This window comes from Klebsiella sp. 7-CIP_Kleb. (assembly GCF_050378655.1).
Lineage (GTDB): Bacteria > Pseudomonadota > Gammaproteobacteria > Enterobacterales > Enterobacteriaceae > Klebsiella > Klebsiella quasipneumoniae.
In genome coordinates this window covers 175,271-193,219 of the sequence record NZ_JBNRLJ010000005.1, presented here as the reverse complement: position 1 = coordinate 193,219, position 17,949 = coordinate 175,271, and the positions used below count along the sequence as shown (strand labels likewise).

16 protein-coding genes are annotated in these 17,949 nt (G+C 61.0%); 8 read left to right on the top strand and 8 right to left on the bottom strand.

Annotated features, from left to right (window positions below; all coding sequences use genetic code 11):
* Positions 1-8: 8 nt before the first annotated feature.
* The 4 genes from ACQUTI_RS18190 to ACQUTI_RS18175 form a co-directional block, all read right to left on the bottom strand.
* Entirely contained in the window at positions 9-980 is a 972-nt protein-coding gene (locus ACQUTI_RS18190; RefSeq protein WP_428923337.1) for a TerC family protein, read from the bottom strand.
* A gap of 272 nt (positions 981-1,252) precedes the next feature.
* Positions 1,253-2,242 (bottom strand): Gfo/Idh/MocA family protein, encoded by a 990-nt coding sequence (locus tag ACQUTI_RS18185; RefSeq protein ID WP_049093396.1) that lies wholly within the window; start codon positions 2,240-2,242, stop codon positions 1,253-1,255.
* Between the two features lie 73 nt (positions 2,243-2,315).
* Positions 2,316-2,816, bottom strand: a complete 501-nt coding sequence (locus tag ACQUTI_RS18180) for a M48 metallopeptidase family protein (RefSeq protein ID WP_254465685.1) — start codon at positions 2,814-2,816, stop codon at positions 2,316-2,318.
* Between the two features lie 19 nt (positions 2,817-2,835).
* Positions 2,836-3,438 (bottom strand): helix-turn-helix domain-containing protein, encoded by a 603-nt coding sequence (locus tag ACQUTI_RS18175; RefSeq protein WP_004206112.1) that lies wholly within the window; start codon positions 3,436-3,438, stop codon positions 2,836-2,838.
* A 43-nt stretch (positions 3,439-3,481) separates the two neighbouring features.
* On the opposite strand from ACQUTI_RS18175, the gene ACQUTI_RS18170 reads away from it, so the two are divergent.
* Entirely contained in the window at positions 3,482-4,189 is a 708-nt protein-coding gene (locus ACQUTI_RS18170) for a B3/B4 domain-containing protein (RefSeq protein ID WP_428923336.1), read from the top strand.
* An 85-nt stretch (positions 4,190-4,274) separates the two neighbouring features.
* Positions 4,275-5,405 carry a 23S rRNA (guanine(1835)-N(2))-methyltransferase RlmG gene (gene rlmG, locus ACQUTI_RS18165; RefSeq protein WP_254465683.1) on the top strand — a complete coding sequence of 377 codons (1,131 nt, stop codon included), beginning with the start codon at positions 4,275-4,277 and terminating at the stop codon, positions 5,403-5,405.
* A 155-nt stretch (positions 5,406-5,560) separates the two neighbouring features.
* Here rlmG and ACQUTI_RS18160 read toward each other — a convergent pair whose 3' ends face one another.
* From ACQUTI_RS18160 to lsrR, 3 genes are all read right to left on the bottom strand, one after another.
* Entirely contained in the window at positions 5,561-7,582 is a 2,022-nt protein-coding gene (locus ACQUTI_RS18160) for an NADPH-dependent 2,4-dienoyl-CoA reductase (protein WP_254465682.1), read from the bottom strand.
* 182 nt (positions 7,583-7,764) lie between these two features.
* Positions 7,765-9,363 carry an autoinducer-2 kinase gene (gene lsrK / locus ACQUTI_RS18155; protein ID WP_122542557.1) on the bottom strand — a complete coding sequence of 533 codons (1,599 nt, stop codon included), beginning with the start codon at positions 9,361-9,363 and terminating at the stop codon, positions 7,765-7,767.
* A gap of 37 nt (positions 9,364-9,400) precedes the next feature.
* Positions 9,401-10,372 (bottom strand): transcriptional regulator LsrR, encoded by a 972-nt coding sequence (gene lsrR / locus ACQUTI_RS18150; protein ID WP_004206105.1) that lies wholly within the window; start codon positions 10,370-10,372, stop codon positions 9,401-9,403.
* Between the two features lie 218 nt (positions 10,373-10,590).
* Between lsrR and lsrA the strand changes: the two genes are divergently transcribed.
* Genes lsrA through lsrG form a run of 6 tightly spaced genes read left to right on the top strand, consistent with a single transcriptional unit; the run spans position 10,591 to position 16,316 of the window.
* Complete coding sequence (gene lsrA / locus ACQUTI_RS18145) at positions 10,591-12,078, top strand: autoinducer 2 ABC transporter ATP-binding protein LsrA (protein WP_017900672.1); 1,488 nt, start codon at positions 10,591-10,593, stop codon at positions 12,076-12,078.
* The gene (gene lsrC, locus ACQUTI_RS18140) at positions 12,075-13,109 is read left to right on the top strand and encodes an autoinducer 2 ABC transporter permease LsrC (RefSeq protein ID WP_057212898.1); all 1,035 of its coding nucleotides are present in this window, start codon (positions 12,075-12,077) and stop codon (positions 13,107-13,109) included. Before lsrA ends, lsrC begins: the two co-directional genes overlap by 4 nt.
* The gene (lsrD, locus tag ACQUTI_RS18135; protein WP_004206102.1) at positions 13,110-14,114 is read left to right on the top strand and encodes an autoinducer 2 ABC transporter permease LsrD; all 1,005 of its coding nucleotides are present in this window, start codon (positions 13,110-13,112) and stop codon (positions 14,112-14,114) included.
* A complete protein-coding gene (gene lsrB / locus ACQUTI_RS18130; RefSeq protein ID WP_004206101.1) occupies positions 14,111-15,124 on the top strand; it encodes an autoinducer 2 ABC transporter substrate-binding protein LsrB in 1,014 nt (337 codons plus the stop codon). The genes lsrD and lsrB overlap by 4 nt, the downstream gene beginning before the upstream one ends.
* An 11-nt stretch (positions 15,125-15,135) precedes the next feature.
* A complete protein-coding gene (gene lsrF, locus ACQUTI_RS18125) occupies positions 15,136-16,023 on the top strand; it encodes a 3-hydroxy-5-phosphonooxypentane-2,4-dione thiolase (protein WP_004206100.1) in 888 nt (295 codons plus the stop codon).
* Positions 16,020-16,316, top strand: a complete 297-nt coding sequence (gene lsrG, locus ACQUTI_RS18120; protein WP_004181386.1) for a (4S)-4-hydroxy-5-phosphonooxypentane-2,3-dione isomerase — start codon at positions 16,020-16,022, stop codon at positions 16,314-16,316. Before lsrF ends, lsrG begins: the two co-directional genes overlap by 4 nt.
* 70 nt (positions 16,317-16,386) lie before the next feature.
* Here lsrG and ygjG read toward each other — a convergent pair whose 3' ends face one another.
* A complete protein-coding gene (ygjG, locus tag ACQUTI_RS18115; protein WP_023319182.1) occupies positions 16,387-17,766 on the bottom strand; it encodes a putrescine aminotransferase in 1,380 nt (459 codons plus the stop codon).
* Positions 17,767-17,949 lie beyond the last annotated feature (183 nt).

Sequence of the window (17,949 nt, the reverse complement as noted above, 5' to 3'; positions counted from 1 at the left end):
CAGGCAGGTTATTCAGGCAGTTTGCGCTGCTTGTCGTGCTGCTTGTTGACCCAGGCGTTAATCAACAGCGTGACGGTCAGGATGCCGCCCACGACCCCCAGCGAGATGGCGACCGGGATATGGTAGAAGTCGACGATCAGCATCTTCACGCCAATAAACACCAGGATCACCGACAGGCCATATTTGAGCATCGAGAAGCGCTCAGCGACCCCCGCCAGCAGGAAGTACATGGCGCGCAGGCCGAGAATGGCAAACAGGTTCGAGGTCAGCACGATAAACGGGTCGGTGGTGACCGCGAAGATCGCCGGGATACTGTCGACGGCGAATATCACATCGCTCAGCTCGACCAGAATCAACACCAGCAGCAGCGGCGTGGCGAACAGCACCCCGTTTTTACGGGTGAAGAAGCGCTCGCTCTCGATTTTATCGGTCATTCGCAGATGGCTGCGGATCCAGCGCACCAGCGGTTTGTCGCCGATGCCGGAATCATCCTCTTTCGCCAGCGCCATCTTCACGCCGGTAAACAGCAGGAAGGCGCCGAAGACGTACAACAGCCAGTCGAACTGGGAGATAAGCCAGCTGCCGGTGAAGATCATAATGGTGCGCAGAACAATCGCCCCGAGGACGCCATACACCAGCACCCGGCGCTGCAGAGCAGGCGGCACGGCGAAGTAGCTGAACAGCATCAGCCAGACGAAGACGTTATCGACCGCCAGCGCTTTTTCAATCAGATAACCGGTGAGGAAGGCCAGGGCCTGCGGATCGGCGACGGCGCGGCCCTGGGTTTGCACCAGATACCACCAGAACGCGGCGTTGAACAACAGAGAAAGTGTGACCCAGAGGATAGACCAGCCAGCGGCCTGCTTCATGGTCATGCTATGCGAACCGCGTCGTCCCTGAAGCAGCAGGTCGATCGCCAACATGATCGCGACGACGACAGCGAATCCACCCCATAGCAACGGCGTGCCGACAGTATTCATTTGATATTCCTTACATAAAAACAAAAACGGCTGACGTCGGAAGACGGCAGCCGCTGCGCTTTTATGCATAGACCTCGCCTTCCGGCAAGGTCTCACTTACAACAACCAAAGTTCATCGCGATGGGCTTTGGTGATTGCCCGGCGACCGGATGCGGTATTACACGCATCGTAATGACGATCGGCCGGCAAGGAAGTTACTCCCCTTTGCTCGTAACAAAATATGTCACGAGGCGGTTTTCGTCAATGGCGGCCAGACGGGCCTTTACACTCTTTTACGCCAGCGGCTGCGTATCGGCCGGGAAGATCACCCCGGTCTGGCGACGAATTTCGCTCGACAGTTTCGCCGTGATACGGCTCACAGCCAGGCCCGGATGGTCGACATCCTCTGTTTCCACCAGCCGCGCGAAGGTCTCCGCCTCATACAGCATAGTATTGATATGCTGCGGCTGCGTCAGGTCCTGGGCTTTGCCGCCGCGCGGCACAAACGCCAGCTTCTGGCACTCGGAGATTTTTTCGATCACCAGTACCCCCTCTTCCCCCTGAATTTCGCTGGGGATCGCCGAGTCGCTCACCTTGGAATGATGCAGCGTCACGTCGAAGTCGCCGTAGCTCAGCACCACGGTGCCCTGGGCGTCCACGCCGCTGTCCAGCAGGCTGGCGGTGGCATGAACGGCCCGCGGTTCGCCCCACAGCGCCACAGCGGACGCCAGGCAATAGAAGCCGATATCCATAATCGAACCGTTGGAGAACGCCGGATTAAAGGTGTTGGGGTTTTCCCCGTCGAGGTAGCGCTGGTAGCGCGAAGAGTACTGGCAGTAGTTAATGAAGGCTTTACGCAGTTTACCCACTTTGCCGAGGGTTTCCTTCAGCAGCAGAAAGTTGGGCAGGCTGGCGGTTTTGAAGGCTTCAAACAGCACCACGTGGTTGGCTTTCGCCACCGCGATGGCCGCCTCGACCTCCTGCAGATTCGACGCCAGCGGTTTTTCGCAAATGACGTGCTTCTTGTGGCTCAGGAACAGCCGCGTCTGCGGGAAGTGCAGGGAGTTCGGGCTGGCGATATACACCGCATCAATGGCGTCGCTTTGCGCCAGCGCCTCCAGCGAGGTATACAGATGCTCGACCGGATAGTCATTGGCGAAGGCTTGCGCCTGTTCGAGGCTGCGGGAGTAGATGGCGGTAAGTTTATATTTGCCGGTTTCATGGGCGGCATCGACAAACTGCTTAGTGATCCAGTTTGTGCCAACAACTGCGAAACGTATCATAAACGGTGACGAACTCCATTAAAGGGAACCTGTCGCCACTCTATCATGCCCCCATGACAAAACCAGTGCGTGACTACGCAGAACGCTTCAACGAAAGGTGCGTCAGCCACAGGCGGGTGTCGAACTCCAGCTGGTGGTATTGCGGCTCCATATGGCAGCACAGCTGGTAGAAGGCTTTGTTGTGCTCCTTCTCTTTCAGATGCGCCAGTTCATGGACCACGATCATCCGCAAAAAGTCCTCCGGCGCGTCGCGAAATACCGTCGCCACGCGGATCTCCGCTTTGGCTTTCAGCTTGCCGCCCTGAACGCGGGAAATGGAGGTATGCAGGCCGAGCGCATTGTTCAGCACGTGGATCTTACTGTCATACATCACTTTGTTGATCGGCGCCGCGCCGCGCAGAAAGCGGTTTTTCAAGTCCTGGGTGTACTGATATAGCGCTTTATCGCTGTTAACGTCGTGCCCTTGCGGATAGCGCTTTTGCAGCACCTCGCCGAGGCGGTCTTGCTCGATTAACGTGGTCACCTGCGCCAGCAGCGATTCAGGATAGCCCTGTAAATAAATGAGTTTTGTCATCGTCTTATCATTATGTCTGTCAGGAGGGCAGTTCAGCCACGGTCATGGTAAAGACCAGCGGCGCAGTACCCTCATTGCGGTAACCGTGCTCTATTTCGGTGCGGGCCACCGCGGATTCTCCGACCGCCACCGTGCGGCAGGTCTCGCCAAGCGTCAGCGTCAGCGCGCCGGCTTCCACGTGCAGCAGCTCGAAGGTCGTCGCCGGGTGGCCGGGCGAGGTAAAGGCTTCGCCGGGCTGCATCTCCCAGCGCCACAGCTCAATCATATTCGGCCCGGCGGTGCCGGCGAGAAGCCTGGCGCTGCCTCCCAGCGGGCCTTGCCAGAGGGTGGGGATCTGCTCGGCGGGAATAATATGCAACGCGGGTTCGCTTGCCACATTGACGATATCCGCCACCGAAACGCCCAGCGCGGCGGCGAGTTTGCAGAGGATCGCAATGCTGGGGTTGGCGGCCTCTTTTTCCATCTCGACCAGCATACCTTTGCTGATGCTGGCCCGGCGCGATAGCTCGTCCAGCGACATTTTTTTCGCTTTACGGTAGGCCTTCAGCCGCGTGGCGACGGCGCGACTTACCTGGTCGACATCAGCTCCTGAATCGGTCGTTATATTGACTTTTACGTTCATTGGTCACTATGATGAAACAAATTGGTCATTACAGGATTATCGAATGCGTAGCGTAACGCCGTCAATCGAATCTGCGGTCAGCCGCCTGGCGCCGGGCTTTCGGGCATTAAGTATTGTGGTGGAGAGCGCGCCGGTGGCCAATCCCGCCGTCGCGGAACAGGCGCTGGCCGAGGCCTGCCTGGCGGTGCAGCAGGATGATGTGCCCTGGGCGCAAGCGCACCTGGCGGCATGGGATGAAGCGTTCAGCGCCTTCGGCGCGAAGGCGAAACGTACCCCCTGTTCGGCGCAGGCGCTGCGCAAGCGGGTGCTGAAAGAGGGGAGCCTGCCGGCCATCGATCCGGTAGTGGATATCTACAACGCGATCAGCATTCGCTATGCCGTCCCGGTCGGTGGGGAAAATCTGGCCGCCTACCATGGCGAACCGCGGCTGGCCATTGCCCGCGGCGATGAGCCATTCGATACGCTAAAATCGGCGGAGCCGGTGGTGGAATATCCGGAGCCGGCCGAAGTCATCTGGCGGGATGATATAGGCGTAACCTGCCGACGCTGGAACTGGCGACAGGGCGTACGTACCCGGCTGGACAGCGGCGCGCAGACGATGTGGTTTATTCTCGAAAGCCTGCCGGCGATGCCGTTGTCGGCCCTGCAAGAGGCGGGAGAGCGGCTGGTAGGCTATCTGCAGCAGCTGATGCCCGGCGCCCGCGCGTCGATAACGCTGCTGCAAGCCGATGACGAGGGCGATCTACGCTGAGCGGCGATGATCAGCGATCTCTCTTCAACTGGACAGGATTTGCGTATAAACTCGCGGGTTTTACTATTCCGGAGGCGGAGAGGCGATGAGCCAGGCAGAGTTAAACGGTGAGTTATTCACATTAGAGCGGTTCCCACCTAACGCTGAAGAAGAAGCGCTTCAGGCGTGGGAAGCGGCGGATGAATATCTGCTGCAACAGGTGAATGACGTCGACGGCCTGACGCTCATCTTCAACGACGGCTTCGGCGCGCTCGCCTGCGCGCTGGCGGAGCGCAACCCCGTCAGCATCAACGATTCCTTTATTTCCGAGCTGGCGACCCGCCACAACCTGCGGATGAACGGCATTGATGAAGAGAGCGTGCGCTTTCAGGATAGCCTGAGCCCGCTGCCGGCCGCGCCGGCGCTGGTGCTGATTAAGGTGCCAAAGCAGCTGGCGCTGCTGGAACAGCAGCTGCGCGCCCTGCGCCAAGTGGTGACGCCGGAAACCCGTATTATCGCCGCGGCGAAAGCCCGCGATGTCCATAACTCGACGCTGGCGCTGTTTGAAAAAATTCTCGGTACCACCACCACCTCGCTGGCATGGAAAAAAGCGCGTCTGATCCACTGCGTTTTCACCGACCCTGAGCTGGCGGATGCGCCGCAAACCTACAGCTGGAAGCTGGACGGCACGCCGTGGACCATCCACAACCATGCCAACGTTTTTGCCCGCAGCGGTCTGGATATCGGCGCGCGCTTCTTCCTGCAGCATTTACCGTCTAATTTAGAAGGCGAGATCGCCGATCTCGGCTGCGGCAACGGGGTGATTGGCCTGCAGGCGCTGGCGCAGAACCCGAACGCGCGGGTCATGTTCACCGATGAGTCGCACATGGCGGTGGCTTCCAGCCGGTTGAACGTCGAGCACAACCTGCCGGACGATATCGACCGCTGTGAATTTATGGTCAACAACTCGCTCTCCGGCATTGAGCCGGACCGCTTTACGGCGATCCTGTGCAATCCGCCGTTCCATCAGCAGCACGCCATTACCGACCATATTGCCTGGCAGATGTTTAACGACGCCCGCCGCAGCCTGAAATACGGCGGCGAGCTGTACGTCGTCGGCAACCGCCACCTCGATTACTTCCGTAAGCTGAAGCGCGCGTTTGGTAATTGCACGACGATTGCGACGAACAATAAGTTTGTCATTTTGAAAGCGACCAAGGTGCGTAAGCAGCGCTGATTCGTGTTGCTATTTCCCCGGCTTGCGGCTGTCGCCTTAGCCGGGCTACCGACTGTCGCCTTAGCCGGGCTACCGGCTGACGCCTTCGCCGGGCTAGCGTGCGGGATTATCGTGGTAGCCCGGGGAAGGCGCATCGCGCCGCCCCCGGGACACGGCTAAATCGTCAGCGCCAGCTTCGTGCCCTGGGCAATCGCCCGGCGCGCATCCAGCTCCGCCGCCACGTCGCAGCCGCCGATCAAATGCACCGTTTTCCCTGCCGCGCGCAGCGGTTCCGCCAGATCGCGGCGCGGCTCCTGACCGGCGCAGACAATCACATGATCCACCGCCAGCAGCTGGCGTTCACCGCCGATAGTCACATGTAACCCCTCATCATCGATCTTCTCATAGCTGACCCCCGGGATCATTTTCACGCCGCGCGCCAGCAGCGTCGCGCGATGGATCCAGCCGGTGGTTTTGCCGAGCCCTTCGCCCGGTTTGCTCGCTTTGCGCTGCAGCATCACAATTTGTCGCGGGCTTTGACTCAGTTGCGGGCCCTCAGGACTCAGCCCTCCCGCCGTTTGCAGGCTGGTATCGATACCCCATTCGCGACAGAACTCGCCGATATCCTGGCTGGTGGCCACGCCCGACTGGCTTAGGTACATCGCGGTGTCGAAGCCGATGCCGCCGCAGCCGATGATCGCCACCTTCGCGCCAACCGGCGCTTTGTCGCGCAAGACATCCAGGTAGCTGAGCACCTTGGGATGATCGATCCCGGCGATCGCCGGCAGGCGCGGGGCGATACCGGTGGCGAGGATCGTCTCATCGAAAGCCAGCAGATCATCTGCCGTAACGCGGGTGTTCAGGCGCAGATCGACGCCGTTAAGATCGAGCATGGTGCGGTAGTAACGCAGCGTCTCGTGGAACTCCTCTTTGCCAGGGATCTGTTTGGCGATATTAAACTGGCCGCCGATCTCCGGCAGCGCATCGAACAACGTGACCTGATGGCCGCGGGCGGCGGCGTTAACGGCAAAGGCCAGACCGGCCGGCCCGGCGCCGACCACCGCCAGCCGTTTAGGCGCGTTGGCAGGCAGGACCGGCATCAGGGTTTCATGACAGGCGCGCGGGTTGACCAGACAGGAGGTGACTTTGCCGACGAAGATCCGATCGAGACACGCCTGGTTGCAGCCGATGCAGGTGTTGATCTGATCGGCACGATCGTTCTGCGCTTTTGACATAAATTCGGCGTCGGCGAGGAACGGGCGGGCCATTGATACCATATCGGCATCGCCGCGGGCGAGAATATCCTCCGCGACCTGCGGATCGTTGATGCGGTTGGTGGTGATCAGCGGGATCGACACCGCGCCTTTCAGCTTGCGGGTGACCCAGCTAAAGGCGCCGCGCGGTACCGGCGTGGCGATGGTTGGAATGCGCGCTTCGTGCCAGCCGATCCCGGTGTTGATGATGGTCGCCCCCGCCGCCTCGATGGCTTTGGCCAGCTCGGTGACTTCCGTCAGCGTGCTGCCGTCGTTGACCAGATCGAGCATCGACAGACGGTAGATGATAATGAAATCGTGGCCGGCGCGCTGGCGCACGGCCTTGACCACTTCAACGGCGAAACGCATACGGCGCGCGTAATCGCCGCCCCATTGATCGCTGCGCTGGTTGGTGCGCGCGGCGAGGAATTCGTTAATCAGATAGCCCTCAGAGCCCATCACCTCGACGCCGTCATAGCCCGCTTCCCGCGCGAGCTGGGCGCAGTGGGCAAAATCATCGATCAGCGTGAGGATCTCGTTGTGGCTCAGCTCATGAGGGGTGAACCGGTTAATCGGCGCCTGCAGAGGCGAGGGGGCGACCAGCGCGGGCTGGTAGCTGTAGCGCCCGGTGTGCAGGATCTGCAGAGCGATTTTGCCGCCTTCCTGATGTACCGCGTCGGTGATCTGGCGATGATGCGCCAGATGGCTGGCATCGTTGAGCACCGCGCCGCCAGCCATGGTCACCCCGGACGGGGCGGGAGCGATGCCGCCGGTGACGATCAGTGCCACACCGTGACGCGCACGCTCGGCGTAAAAGGCCGCTAACCGCCGCGCGCCGTCGGGCAGCTCTTCCAGACCGGTATGCATGGAGCCCATCAACACGCGGTTTTTAAGGGTGGTGAAGCCCAGCTCAAGCGGGGCGAAAAGCGACGGATAGCGGCTCATAATGGCTTCCAATGTAAAATTATTGTTATGTGGTCGGATGAGTTACTAATTTAGCCGTCGTGGAGAAAAAGGGAAAAGGGGAGTGCGGTGATTGTGATGGGATTCAAAGAACGGCGAAGCGTTGCCCCTCACCCCGGCCCTCTCCCAAAGGGAGAGGGAGAAAGGCGGATCGGTACCGGTGGTTAGGGTGACGGGGAAGACGCAACGTGCTGGCGGCGTTCCAGACCCGGCGCCTGCCACATCGATGTTGTCAGCCCGCTATCGACAAGACCAAGCTGATCGGCATACACCGACTGCCATTTACTCATCATCTCCTGATAAAGCTCGCGATGTTGCGGATTAGGGCTGAATTCGCGGTGCCAGCTCACTAACTTTTCTCCAGCGCTGGCCATATCGCCGTACAGCCCGGCGCCAGCGCCGGCGGCAATGGCGCAGCCGAGGGCAGTGGCTTCGCGGACCACCGGTACCCGCACCGGCAGGCCGGTGACGTCGCTGAGGATCTGGCTCCACAGCGCGCCTTTAGAGCCGCCGCCGGCAAACACCAGGCTGTCGAAAGTCACCCCGGAAAACTGCGAAATCTGCGCCAGGTTGCAGGCGGAGACAATCGCCGCGTTCTCCTCCAGGGCCCGGAACAGGGTGGCTTTATTGCACTTCTCCGGATCGATGGAGAGGTTAATAAACGATGGCGCAGCGTGGTACCACTGCTTAAAGTGCATGGCGTCGGAAAAAATAGGCATCACGCCGTGGGAACCGGCGGGTACGCGGCTGGCCATCTCCTCCAGCAGCGAATAGGCATCGACGCCGAGACGCTCGGCAATCAGCTTTTCTTCAGCGCAGAAGGCGTCGCGGAACCAGCGCATGGTCAGTCCGGTAAAGAAACTGATCGATTCCGCCTGCGCCATGCCGGGGATCACGTGAGGATTGACGCGGATATTCATCTGCGGGTCGGTGCGCACCTGCGGCAGATTGACCACCTGCTGCCAGAAAGTGCCGCCGAGTACCGCGCTTTGCCCGGCGCGTACCACCCCGAGCCCGAGGCAGCCGAGCTGCACGTCGCCGCCGCCCATCACCACCGGCGTCCCGACGCGCAGGCCGCTCTGCTGGGCTGCTGCTTCGGTGACGGCGCCCAGCAGCGTGCCGGTCTCTTTCACCGGCGAGAGCATATCGGCGCGTAGCCCGGCCATATCCAGCAGCGCCGGACGCCAGTCGCGGCTGAACAGATCGAGCATGCCGGTGGTGCCTGCGTTTGACGGGTCGACCGCCAGCTCGCCGGAAAGCTTCGCCGCCAGCCAGTCGCTGATCATGGTGATAGTCGCCGCCTTGCGGTAGATATCGGGACGATGGTGCACCAGCCACAGCAGGCGTGGCATGGCGCTGAGCGCCAGCGTTTGCCCGGAGACCTCGTACACCTCGGATTCAAAACGATAGTCGTGGATCTCCTTAAGCTCCGCCACTTCGCGGCTGGCGCGGGCATCAACGTTGGCGCAGGCCCAGATGGCCTCGCCGTTGCGGTCATAGAGGACGATCCCTTCGCGCATCGAACAGCAGGCGACGGACTGAATATCGGCGGCAGAGAGCCGGGCGGCGTCGAGCGCCTGGCGAATGCACTGGCAGGCCAGCTGCCAGTTGGTGGTAAGGTCGAACTCCATCGAGCCGGGGACGTTATCGACGCTCAGGTGTTTCCATTCGGCCTGGCCCACCGCCAGCTGGCGGCCATTAAGATCGAAAATGACCGCCCGTATGCTGCCGGTCCCGGCATCTAACGCTAACAGGTAACTCATGACATGCGCCTCACTGTTGTCGCGCGGCGCCGGGCCGTCAGGAGGCCAGTGCGAGCACCGCGCGTGCTGTTGTCTCTTCCGTTACCAGGCCATTAATGCGCTTGCCAATCAGAGCGGCATGAATCGCCTGCGCTTTTTGTTCTCCCCCGGCGACGCCGACGATGGTCGGCAGCTGCGCCAGCTCATCAAGGGTCACGCCGAGCAGTTCCCGATGGATCTCCAGTCCTTCTACCGGCCGGCCGTCGGCCTGCAGGAAATAACCTAAAATGTCGCCGACCGCCCCTTTGCGGGCGTACATCAGCTGTTCGCCCTCGCTGATATAGCCGGAGCGGAGAATGGTCGCGTCGCGCCGCTGATCGATAGCGCCAATGCCAACCACCGCCGCGTCCGCCGCCGTCGCCGCCAGCATCACATCGCGCACGCTGGATTCGCGGCGCAGGATCTCAGCGACCTCCGCCGACGAGACCCGCAGCGGCGCCGGAATAATACTGACGCTGCAGGCGGCATCCAGTTGGCCGATGCCGGTCATATAGGGGCCGACGCCGCCGGAGAGAGTGACCAGTCGCACCTGCTGTGAGCCGATAAAGCCGCTGAGATGCTGCAGGCAGCTCATGGTGGCTTCGCCGAAGCCGACCGCCAGCAGCTGTCCCGGTTGCAGAATGCCCATCAGCGACTGCGCGGCACCGATCCCCAGCCGGGTATTCATCGGCGGGGTGTTGAGCGCCGGCAGCACACGGGCAATCTTGAGGCCAAAGCGCTGCTGGAGTTCACTTTCCAGCGCCAGACAGCCCTCATAGCGCGAGTTGATCTGCACGCGAATCACCCCGGACTGGCGGCCTTTCTCCAGCAGGCGGGAAATCTTCAGCCGCGGCAGCCCCAAACGCTCGCCGATGTCGTTTTGCGTCAGGCCGTCGTGGTAGTAACACCACGCCACCCGCGCCACCAGCTCTTCCTCGGCTAACGCCAGCCCGGCGTAGCGATGGTCTTCCGTAATGCGTTTTTCGCTCATAAATTGAACTCTTATAAAAATTTAGATCATATGTTCGCTATTGCGCGGCCGGAAAGTGTGAGCCGACTGGCAAAACGGATCTTTCATCTCTGGCCGCTTTTTTCCGGACGATCTAAAGCGCCAAACTGTGATCTTCGCACGGTTGTAAATATAGTTCACCGTCTACGCTTTTGAACATTATTAAATTTAAAAATCATTTGTTCAAACGAGGCGCGACGATGAAGCCACTGCTTGAAGCTCGCCAGATCCGCAAACAGTTCTCCGGCGTTGCCGTGCTGAAGGGCATCGACTTTACGCTATGCGCGGGCCAGGTGCATGCGCTGATGGGGGGCAACGGCGCGGGTAAATCGACGCTGATGAAGATCATCGCCGGCGTCGAAACCCCGGATAGCGGTGAACTGACGATCGGCGAACGCGCGTTTGCGCGCCTTAACCCGGCGCTGGCCCACCAGCTGGGCATCTATCTGGTGCCGCAGGAGCCAATGCTGTTTCCCAACCTCAGCGTGCGCGAGAACATTCTCTTTCGTCTGCCGAAGCGGGCGGATACCACCGCGCGGCTGCAGGAAAAACTGCAGCAGCTGAACTGCCAGATCAACCTCGATGCCAGCGCCAGCACGTTGGAAGTGGCCGATCAACAGATGGTCGAGATCCTGCGCGGCCTGATGCGCGAGGCGCGGATCCTGATCCTGGATGAACCCACCGCCTCTTTAACGCCGGGTGAAACCGAGAGACTGTTTAGCCAGATCCGCGCGTTACAGGCGCTGGACGTTGGGATCGTCTTTATCTCGCACAAACTGCCGGAAATCCGCCAGCTGGCCAGCCATGTGTCGGTGATGCGCGACGGGGCAGTGGTGCTCAGTGGCGAAACGGCGGGCTACGGCGACCAACAGCTTATCAGCGCCATGACGCCGGCCAGCCGCGACCATGCGCTGAGCGACACGCAAAAGCTGTGGCTGGCGCTACCGGGCAATCGCCGTACCCAGGCGCAGGATTTTCCCGTGCTGCGGGTGGAGGATCTAACTGGCGAAGGTTTTATCGATCTCAGTCTGGAGATCCGCGCCGGGGAGATCGTCGGCCTTGCCGGGCTGGTGGGATCCGGGCGCACCGAATTTGCCGAAACCTTATACGGCCTGCGTCCGCCGCGCGCCGGGAGGATCTGGCTGGAGAACCGCGAGATTAGTCAGGAGAGCACCCGCGCCAGGTTGGCCAGCGGGCTGGTCTATCTGCCGGAAGACCGCCAGGTCTCCGGGCTGTTTCTCGATGCGCCGGTGCGCTGGAACACGGTGATGTTCAATCAGCCGTCGTGGTGGCAGCAGGGGAAACGGGAGGCAGCGGTGGTCGAGCGCTATCACCGGGCGCTGGGGATCAAGCTGGCCGATGGCGACCAGCCGGTACGCACTCTCTCCGGCGGCAACCAGCAGAAGGTGCTGCTGGCGCGCTGTCTGGAAGCTAATCCGTTGCTGCTGATTGTCGATGAGCCGACGCGCGGCGTGGATGTCTCCGCCCGCGCCGATATCTATCAGCTGCTGAAAAGCGTCGCCGCGCAAAATGTGGCGGTGCTGATGATCTCTTCCGATGTGGAGGAGTTCGTCGGTCTGGCCGACCGGGTGCTGGTGATGCATCAGGGCCGCCACAGCGGCGAGCTGGCGCGGCAGGCGGTGACCGTCGATCGCATGATGACCCTGGCCTTCGGAGGGCAGGCATGAAAACGTTATTCAAGAATCGCGAACTGAGCGCCTTTTTTGCCATCGTGGCGCTGTTTGCCGTGCTGGTGGCGCTCAATCCGGCCTATTTCAGCCTGCAGACGCTGGCGATGATTTTCGCCAGCTCACAAATCCTGTGCCTGCTGGCGCTGGGGGCGACGCTGGTGATGCTGACCCGCAATATCGACGTGTCGGTGGGCTCCACCGTTGGCCTGAGCGCCATCGCCGTTGGGGTAGCGCTGAACAACGGCTACGGGCTGGCGACGGCGATCGCCTTCGCGCTGGCGATAGGCGCGCTGGCCGGGGCTTTTAACGGCCTGCTGGTGGTGGGGCTGCGCATTCCGGCGATCGTCGCGACGCTCGGCACGCTGGGGTTGTATCGCGGGGTGATGCTGCTGTGGACCGGAGGGAAATGGATCGAAGGCTTGCCCGACAGCCTGAAATCGCTCTCGGAGCCCGCGTTTATCGGCGTGTCGCCGCTGGGCTGGCTGGTGCTGGCGTTGCTGCTGGCGGGCGGCTGGCTGCTGTCGCGCACCGCCTTTGGTCGTGATTTTTACGCCGTTGGCGATAACCTCGCCGCTGCCCGCCAGCTGGGCGTGGCGGTCAATCGCACACGGATGCTGGCTTTTACCCTCAACGGTATGCTGGCGGCCTGCGCCGGGATCGTCTTCGCCGCGCAGATTGGCTTTGTGCCCAATCAGACCGGCAGCGGCCTGGAGATGAAAGCCATCGCCGCCTGCGTGCTGGGCGGAATATCGCTGCTCGGCGGCACCGGTACGCTGCTCGGCGCGTTTCTCGGCGCCTTTTTCCTCACCCAAATCGACACCGTGCTGGTGCTGTTCCGCCTTCCTGCCTGGTGGAATGACTTTATCGCCGGCCTGGTGCTGCTCGGGGTGCTGGTGCTTGATGGACGCCTGCGCCAGGCGCTGGCCCGCCATCAGCGGGCGCTGAAGTACAGTCGTTTCCAGCCCGGCAACAAAGGGGGCAAACAGGTTGCCCGCTTTCCCGAACGCAAAAGCAAAGAGGTGGCTTAAATGAAGCTGAAGCTTAACTGGGAAAGCGCGCTGCTGGCGTTATTAGTCGTGGAAATCCTGCTGTTCGGCGCGCTGAATCCGCGCATGCTGGATCTCAATATGCTGCTCTTTAGCACCAGCGACTTTATCTGCATCGGCATCGTCGCGCTGCCGCTGACGCTGGTGATTATCAGCGGCGGGATCGATATTTCGCTGGGCTCGACCATCGGACTGTGCGCCATCGCCCTCGGGGTGATGACCCAGGCGGGCTGGCCGCTGTGGCTGGCGGTGTCGCTGACGTTGCTGCTGGGGCTGCTGTGCGGGCTAATCAACGCCGCGCTGATCCACTACACCGGCATCAGCCCGTTGGTGATTACCCTCGGGACGCTGTATCTGTACGGCGGCGGCGCGCTGCTGCTTTCCGGCATGGCCGGCGCCACCGGTTATGAGGGGATCGGCGGCTTTCCCGACAGCTTCACCGCCTTCGCCAATTTAACTCTGGGCGGGCTGCCGCTGCCGCTGGTGCTGTTCGCGGGTATCACCTTTCTCTTCTGGCTGCTGGCCCATCGCGGGCGCTTTGGCCGCCACCTCTTTTTACTCGGGCAAAACCCGCGCGCCGCGCGCTATGCGGCGCTGTCGGTGAACGGCATCCCGTATGTGCTGTATGGCCTGGTCGGTATTGCCTCGGCGGTCGCGGCGCTGGTGATGGTCTCCTATTTCGGCTCGGCGCGTTCGGATTTAGGCCGTGACCTGCTGATGCCGGCGCTGACCGCGGCGGTGCTCGGTGGGGCCAATATTTACGGCGGCTCGGGATCGATACTGGGTACCGCGCTGGCGGCATTGCTGGTGGGGTATCTGCAACAGGGTTTACAGATGGTCGGCATCCCCAACCAGGTGTCGAGCGCGCTGTCAGGGGCGCTGTTGGTTGTGGTGGTGATGGGGCGTTCGCTGAGCCTGCACCGTGAATGGGTGCGCGCGACCTGGCGGCGTCTTTTCTCGCGTAAAACAATCGGAGCACAACAATGAAAACAAAACGTATCCTGCAGGTCAGCGCGCTGGCGCTGGCGATGAGCGTGGCAACCGCGCAAGCGGCGGACCGCATCGCCTTTATTCCTAAGCTAGTCGGCGTCGGCTTCTTTACCAGCGGCGGCAACGGCGCGAAAGAGGCGGGGAAAGCGCTGGGCGTGGATGTCACCTATGACGGCCCAACCGAGCCCAGCGTCTCCGGCCAGGTGCAGCTTATCAACAACTTCGTCAACCAGGGCTACAACGCGATTATCGTCTCAGCCGTCTCACCGGACGGCCTGTGTCCGGCGCTGAAGCGGGCGATGCAGCGCGGGGTGAAAGTCCTGACCTGGGATTCCGATACCAAGCCGGAGTGCCGCAGCATCTATATCAATCAGGGCACGCCGCAGCAGCTCGGCGGCCTGCTGGTGGAGATGGCGGAAAAGCAGGTGACGAAGCCCGCTGCCAAAGTGGCGTTTTTCTACTCCAGCCCGACGGTGACCGACCAGAACCAGTGGGTGAAGGAAGCCAAAGCCAAAATCGAAAAAGAACATCCGCAGTGGCAAATCGTCACCACCCAGTTTGGCTATAACGATGCCACCAAATCGCTGCAAACTGCCGAGGGGATCTTAAAAGCGTATCCGGATCTCGACGCCATTATCGCGCCGGATGCCAATGCCCTGCCGGCGGCGGCGCAGGCGGCGGAGAACCTCAAGCGTCAGGGCGTGGCGATCGTCGGCTTTAGTACACCCAATGTGATGCGCCCCTACGTGGAGCGCGGCACGGTGAAAGCCTTTGGTCTGTGGGATGTGGTTCAGCAGGGCAAAATTGCGGTTAACGTCGCCGATCGATTACTGAAAAAGGGCGATCTTAACGTCGGCGATAGCGTTGAGGTGAAAGATATCGGCTCGCTGAAGGTCGAACCGAACAGCGTGCAGGGCTACCAGTATGAGGCGAAGGGCAACGGTATCGTGTTGCTGCCGGAGCGCGTGGTGTTCAGCAAAGAGAACATCAATAACTACGACTTCTGACGGAGGATGAGATGGCTGATTTAGATGATATCAAAGAGGGCAAGGACTTCGGCCTCGACCGCCCGCAGCAGAACACGCTGTACACCCTGAAAGGCTGCGGCTCGCTGGACTGGGGCATGCAGTCGCGGCTGGCGCGCATTTTTAATCCGCACAGCAACCGCACGGTCATGCTGGCCTTCGACCACGGTTACTTCCAGGGGCCAACCACCGGGCTGGAGCGTATCGACCTGTCGATTGCGCCGCTGTTCGAGGAGACCGACGTGCTGATGTGCACCCGCGGCGTTTTGCGCAGCCAGGTACCGGCGGCGACCAATAAACCGGTGGTGCTGCGCGCCTCCGGCGGTAACTCGATTTTAAGCGAACTCTCCAACGAATGCGTGGCGGTGGCGATGGAGGACGCCCTGCGTCTCAACGTTTGCGCGGTGGCGGCGCAGGTCTATATCGGCAGCGAATACGAACATCAGTCGATCAATAACATCATCAAACTGGTGGACGCCGGCAACCGCTACGGTATGCCGGTCCTGGCGGTCACTGGCGTCGGCAAAGAGATGGCCCGCGACGCCCGCTACTTCTCGCTGGCCAGCCGGATTGCCGCCGAAATGGGGGCGCAGTTTGTGAAGACTTATTTTGTTGAGGACGGTTTTGAGAAAGTGACCGCCAGCTGCCCGGTACCGATCGTCATCGCCGGGGGCAAAAAGCTGCCGGAGCATGAGGCGCTGGAGATGTGCTGGCGGGCGATCGACCAGGGGGCGTCCGGGGTGGATATGGGACGCAATATCTTCCAGTCCAGCGCCCCACGGGCGATGCTGAAGGCGGTGAAAAAGGTGGTGCATGAGAATCTGAACGCGCGCGAAGCGTACCAGTTCTGGCAGGAAGAGAAACAGGGAGAGCGGAAATGAACGTGACGCTGGTGGAGATCAATATCAAACCGGAGCGGGTCGACGAGTTTCTCGAGGTATTTCGCGCCAACCACGAAGGCGCGCTGCGGGAGCCGGGCAACCTGCGCTTTGATGTCCTGCAGGATCCGGAAGTGAAGACCCGCTTTTTTATCTACGAAGCCTATAAAGACGATGAGGCGGTGCTGGCGCACAAGAAAACCCCGCACTATTTAGCCTGCGTCGAAAAGCTGGAGGAGATGATGTCGCAGCCGCGGCAGAAGCGCAGCTTTATCGGCCTGCTGCCGCAGGTGTGAGAGAAAACCAGAGGAGAAGGTAACCCCGGCCCTCTCCCATGGAGAGAGGGTCGGGGGGAGGGGCAGTGTATTACGCCTCTGCAACCGAGACGCGCAGGGCCGCCAGCGCCTTACGCGCCGCCTTCAGCACCTGCTCGCACTGCTCAAGGGTGAGCGTCAGCGGCGGTTCAACGCGGATCGTCTTGGCGTTGTTTAACGTCCCGGCGACCAGCACCCGCTGTCTGAACATCTCGCTGGCAAAGTCGTAGCCAATCTCGTTATCGACAAACTCGATGGCCATCAGCATGCCTTTCCCGCGCACTTCATTCACCAGGTCCGGATACTCCTGCGCCAGCAGGCGGAAACCGTCCAGCAGCATATCGCCTTTCTGCGCCGCCTGCGCCGGCAGGTTTTGCGTCAACAGCACGTTGATGGTCGCCAGCGCCGCCGCACAGGCCAGCGGGTTGCCGCCGAAGGTGGTGGTGTGCAGGAACGGGTTGTCGAACAGCACCGAGAAGACCTCCTCCGTCGCCACCGTCGCGCCGATCGGCATCACGCCGCCGCCGAGCGCTTTCGCCAGACACAGGATGTCGGGCTGAACGTTCTCATGCTCGCAGGCGAACATCTTGCCGGTGCGGCCCATACCGGTCTGCACTTCGTCGAGGATCAGCAGGGCGCCAAACTCGTCGCACAGTTTGCGCACCGCCGGCAAATACCCCGTCGGCGGCAGGATCACCCCCCCTTCGCCCTGAATCGGCTCAAGGATCACCGCTGCGACGTCGTCACCGGTTTTCTTGCACTCGCTCAGCATGGTGCGCATGGCGTTGATATCGCCGAACGGCACATGGCGGAAGCCCGGCAGCAGCGGCATAAACGGTTTGCGGAAAGTCGACTTGGCGGTGGCCGACAGCGCCCCCAGCGATTTGCCGTGGAAGGCGCCGCTGGTGGCGATGAAGGTGAATTTACCTCGCGGCGACTGATAGGCTTTCGCCAGCTTGATGGCCGCCTCTACCGATTCGGTACCGCTGTTGCAGAAGAAGCTGTACTTCAGTTTGCCGGGCGTTAAGGCCGCCAGGGTTTTCGCCAGCATCGCGCGTAGCGGGTCCAGCAGTTCCTGACTGTGAAGCGGTTGTTTCGCGAGTTGATTCTCGACGGCGGATACCACAACTGGATTACGGTGCCCTACATTGAAGATGCCAAACCCGCCAAGGCAGTCGATAAACTCCTGTCCCTGGGTGTCGACAAGCGTATTTAACCCTCCCGCTTGCCACTCTACGGCTCCGTAATCCCCGCCGGCTGTGACCGATTTTCGATACTCTAAAAACCCCGGATTCACATGCTCTTTAAAGTATTCTCTAACCTCCTGGTTAAGTGCTTTCATTTCCTCATGGTCAAGCGTGCGCTTTTCAATGAGATTCAGTGCGTGTGCGCTGCAGGCCAGAGCCGATGCGCTGGAAGGTAACCTGTTCAAAATGTGCTCCTGGGGCGGACGTATCACACGATACTGGATTAAGTATTGCAGGGATTACGCCAGTTCGGCAGAAGCGGTGAAAATCGGGATAAATGCAAAGTAAAAGACGAAATGTGTAAAATTTAATCTCATGGCGCCATTATTGGCACGTTTTATTCCTGAGCTGGCGAGATTTTCTGCCTT

Bases quoted from the DNA above. Each gene is read 5' to 3' on its own strand.
- ACQUTI_RS18190 (WP_428923337.1), bottom strand. From the start codon at position 980: ATGAATACTGTCGGCACGCCGTTGCTATGGGGTGGATTCGCTGTCGTC.
- ACQUTI_RS18185 (WP_049093396.1), bottom strand. From the start codon at position 2,242: ATGATACGTTTCGCAGTTGTTGGCACAAACTGGATCACTAAGCAGTTT.
- ACQUTI_RS18180 (WP_254465685.1), bottom strand. From the start codon at position 2,816: ATGACAAAACTCATTTATTTACAGGGCTATCCTGAATCGCTGCTGGCG.
- ACQUTI_RS18175 (WP_004206112.1), bottom strand. From the start codon at position 3,438: ATGAACGTAAAAGTCAATATAACGACCGATTCAGGAGCTGATGTCGAC.
- ACQUTI_RS18170 (WP_428923336.1), top strand. From the start codon at position 3,482: ATGCGTAGCGTAACGCCGTCAATCGAATCTGCGGTCAGCCGCCTGGCG.
- rlmG (WP_254465683.1), top strand. From the start codon at position 4,275: ATGAGCCAGGCAGAGTTAAACGGTGAGTTATTCACATTAGAGCGGTTC.
- ACQUTI_RS18160 (WP_254465682.1), bottom strand. From the start codon at position 7,582: ATGAGCCGCTATCCGTCGCTTTTCGCCCCGCTTGAGCTGGGCTTCACC.
- lsrK (WP_122542557.1), bottom strand. From the start codon at position 9,363: ATGAGTTACCTGTTAGCGTTAGATGCCGGGACCGGCAGCATACGGGCG.
- lsrR (WP_004206105.1), bottom strand. From the start codon at position 10,372: ATGAGCGAAAAACGCATTACGGAAGACCATCGCTACGCCGGGCTGGCG.
- lsrA (WP_017900672.1), top strand. From the start codon at position 10,591: ATGAAGCCACTGCTTGAAGCTCGCCAGATCCGCAAACAGTTCTCCGGC.
- lsrC (WP_057212898.1), top strand. From the start codon at position 12,075: ATGAAAACGTTATTCAAGAATCGCGAACTGAGCGCCTTTTTTGCCATC.
- lsrD (WP_004206102.1), top strand. From the start codon at position 13,110: ATGAAGCTGAAGCTTAACTGGGAAAGCGCGCTGCTGGCGTTATTAGTC.
- lsrB (WP_004206101.1), top strand. From the start codon at position 14,111: ATGAAAACAAAACGTATCCTGCAGGTCAGCGCGCTGGCGCTGGCGATG.
- lsrF (WP_004206100.1), top strand. From the start codon at position 15,136: ATGGCTGATTTAGATGATATCAAAGAGGGCAAGGACTTCGGCCTCGAC.
- lsrG (WP_004181386.1), top strand. From the start codon at position 16,020: ATGAACGTGACGCTGGTGGAGATCAATATCAAACCGGAGCGGGTCGAC.